1 protein-coding gene and 1 pseudogene are annotated in these 2,634 nt (G+C 54.8%); both read left to right on the forward strand.

The features are described from left to right. Window positions 1-397: 397 nt before the first annotated feature. Window positions 398-1,168 (forward strand): annotated as a pseudogene (locus tag GSQ95_RS27350) (MCP four helix bundle domain-containing protein); the annotation flags it as partial. Window positions 1,169-1,234: 66 nt separating this feature from the next. Further along, window positions 1,235-2,026 carry a methyl-accepting chemotaxis protein gene (locus tag GSQ95_RS27355; RefSeq protein ID WP_372240110.1) on the forward strand — a complete coding sequence of 264 codons (792 nt, stop codon included), beginning with the start codon at window positions 1,235-1,237 and terminating at the stop codon, window positions 2,024-2,026. The last annotated feature ends 608 nt before the right edge of the window (window positions 2,027-2,634 follow it).

Consider the following 2,634-nt stretch of genomic DNA (forward strand, 5'->3'; position numbering starts at 1 on the left):
GGTCCTGCGGTCGGACCTTTTGGTTATCTCCTCATCAGGCTAATCACGGTTTGGGCCCGGCACTGCCGGGTCTTTTTTTGTCCGCGATTTGGCATCCCTTTTACTGGGTCGCGCCTTAGCGTGACGCCACTGAAAGCGTTACAACGCCCCTAACGTATGCTCGCCGCTGCATACCGGTCGCACTCCGGCACACAAGCTAGATTTGGCGGGTCAGCCATCTGGATATCGACGCGACCGTTGGGTCCGGCCAGACCAGCGTTCGATCTCTTTAATCTGCTAACCGAGGTAGGACGTTCTGTGATTCAGCGGCGTCGAGATGACACTGCGCTAAAGAATTACAAAAAATTGCAGATGAATTGGCTTGGAAGTCACCGTCGCAGACCTCATGGAGCCCGGAATGAACCTACGTCTACTACGTATAGCCCCCCGCATCGCCATCTGCTTTGGAGCAGTCACTTTTTTTGTAATACTTTTAGGTGCTTTCGCCTTCATGCAGTTGAAGGCTTTGCGTTTGACTGAACAGACGATGGAAACCGACTGGCTAGCGAGCGTCCAAACGGCTGATGACATCCAAATCGCACTGCTGCACACACGCCTCGAAAGCATTCGTCTCCTAGCGACCGATGACGCGACTGCCGCAAATGTCGCCATCAGCCAGATTCAACACAACCACGAGGTCATGAACGCACGTACCACGTTCTATCGTGACCACTTAATTTCTGACGACACTGAACGTGCAGGATTTGAGCAGGCTGCACAGCAAATGAAGGCTTACCTGGATGGGCTGGATCGGATTGTCGCCGTGATCAAATCTGATCGTGCACAAGCCGTCTTGCTGGCGAATGGTGAGCAAAAGAAACTGGCCGAAGCGTATCAGGAGCAGCTGACTAAGCTACGAGAGATGAACGCCGCGGGGGCCAAGCAGGCGGGCCAAAATGCGCTGGAAATCTATCATTATAGCGTTCGCATTATGGTCCTCATCGTGCTACTGGCAGTCGTCAGTACACTCTTACTCGCTTGGCGTTTGACTCGTAGCGTTGCTCACCCAATTGGCGCCTCACTCGTTGTGGCCAACGCCATCGCTCAGGGGACTCTCACCAGCAATATCAATCGCACCGGTGTCGATGAAGCAGCGGGTCTTATGCGCGCCCTAGGTCAAATGCAAGACAATCTCAAGGATACTCTGCACAGTATTTCGGACTCATCCGCTCGGCTTAGTGGAGCTGCGCAGGCGATGAAAAATGTAACCGACGAGGCTAGTCAGACCTTGTCCAGCCAAAACGCAGAAATTGATCAAGCCGCCACGGCCGTGACGCAAATGAGCGCGGCAGTCGAGGAGGTGGCGCGCAATGCAACTTCCACATCACAGTCTGCTAAAGATTCGAGTAGCGCTGCGGCGTCAGGAAATGAAAAGGTCAGTGAGACGCTGCATGCGATGCAGCGTCTCACTGACCAGGTCCAGACCACCTCTTCTCAAGTCGAGAGCCTAGCCGGACAGGCTCAGGACATCGCCAAGGTTCTTGGGGTGATTGGTGCAATTGCCGAGCAAACCAACCTGCTGGCTCTGAATGCGGCTATCGAGGCAGCCCGTGCAGGTGAGCAAGGTCGAGGGTTTGCAGTGGTTGCTGATGAGGTACGTGCATTGGCACATCGTACTCAGTCCTCCACTCGCGAGATCGAAAACATGATCGCGGGCATTCAGCAGGGATCTGCCCATGCCGTTCACGCGATGAAAGCCAGTACGACCCAGGCTCACGAGACGTACGCCATTGCTCAAGCTGCAGGGCAGGCGCTGAACGACATTCTCGAAGCCGTAAGACTCATTGAAGAGCGTAATCTTCAAATTGCAACGGCTTCAGAAGAGCAGGCCTATGTAGCGCGAGAGGTTGACCGTAACTTGTTGAGCATTCGCGACCTCTCAATCAAGAGCAGTGACGGCAATTGTAGAACAGTAACGGCTAGCGACGAGCTATCCGCTATGGCGGGTGAACTCGAGGTTTTGGTCAGGCGATTCAAGCTCGCATGACCACCTCGAAATCTCTCGTAGTAAGGTTACGGTAAAAAGCGGCGGTACCCTAGCCGAACACGCAGAGTCATGCTCTTCTTCAGAGAAGAGAATAGCGATGTCCCGGACCCGTTATGGCTTAGCTCCGTTGTACAGAAAACTCTGTGCTGCTCAAGTAGGAGTCAGCACAGATTGCCCATCACCTCGAGTACGCCTGAACCGCTGCAGACCGCGGCCACGACATCAGTCTGAAGATGCCCTACCCGAGGGTATGAACCTCCACCGACAGGTCTCGTGCGATCCTACATTCGCCGCGAAAGCATCCGCTGGTCGGCTGGTGGTGGCTGACTCAACGACGGATGCTGAAGGACCTGGACATGCTGTGCCACCAACTAATTGTGCGAGCTGGTCGGTTCCCTATCCTCGCAGGACTGGTCTGGCTTTATTATCGAGATTGCCGACACCTGGAGATCTCTTCGCTTGGGGCATGTGCCTGCAGATCGCGCCCCTGACCGAGGGCGGCATGGTGTTGGCTGCGACTGGTCCGGCGCAGTACCTTACGATTATCTCCTCCTTAGGGTTTGTCTGAAAAGTCGACGCGCCAACAGCGATCAATGCAGGCCAGAGTG

Source organism: Pseudomonas sp. BAV 4579 (assembly GCF_009765395.1).
Taxonomy (GTDB): domain Bacteria; phylum Pseudomonadota; class Gammaproteobacteria; order Pseudomonadales; family Pseudomonadaceae; genus Chryseomonas; species Chryseomonas aestiva.